This window comes from Ferrovum myxofaciens, assembly GCF_000735045.1.
GTDB lineage: Bacteria > Pseudomonadota > Gammaproteobacteria > Burkholderiales > Ferrovaceae > Ferrovum > Ferrovum myxofaciens.
This window is the reverse complement of sequence record NZ_JPOQ01000362.1, coordinates 1-403: the sequence shown is the minus strand read 5'-3', so window position 1 is coordinate 403 and position 403 is coordinate 1. Positions and strand designations below refer to the sequence as shown.

The 403-nt window shown below is 57.1% G+C and carries 1 protein-coding gene; it reads right to left on the bottom strand.

Translation table 11 applies throughout. From position 1 onward, the window contains the following. The coding region (locus tag IV91_RS19875) for a DUF3987 domain-containing protein (protein ID WP_411464114.1) at positions 1-396 on the bottom strand (396 nt) is incomplete at its 3' end. Between the last annotated feature and the right edge of the window lie 7 nt (positions 397-403).

The following is a 403-nucleotide window of genomic DNA, read 5'->3' as shown; positions in this document are numbered from 1 at the left end:
GCGTCCAAGGTCAGCCAAAACAGACAACGCCGCACCAAGTCGTTTCGAGTCCCGAACTGGGCCATATTGCTGCGCGTGTCGCCTCGTGGGTGGACTTCCTCGCCCACTACACTCAGAAACCAGCCACCCCTCAAGTCTCGCAGCATCGGCAATCTCCTGGGGCTGTGCCAATTCCTCAAAGAAACGTTGCGATTCCTTCAGGTGCCAAGCCGCAACCCTGATCGCGCCGGCCATATGTCGCTCCGCAACGGGTCCGACCGGGCTACCCGTCTCGAAAACGTGGAAGATCACCGCAAGACGGGCTGCGTTGTCGGCAACTTTTGACGCAACATCCCGAACATCAAACAGTGTTCCCTTGCTGGCTAGTTCTGTTTCAATCGTGTCATGGAACTTGATCCATAGC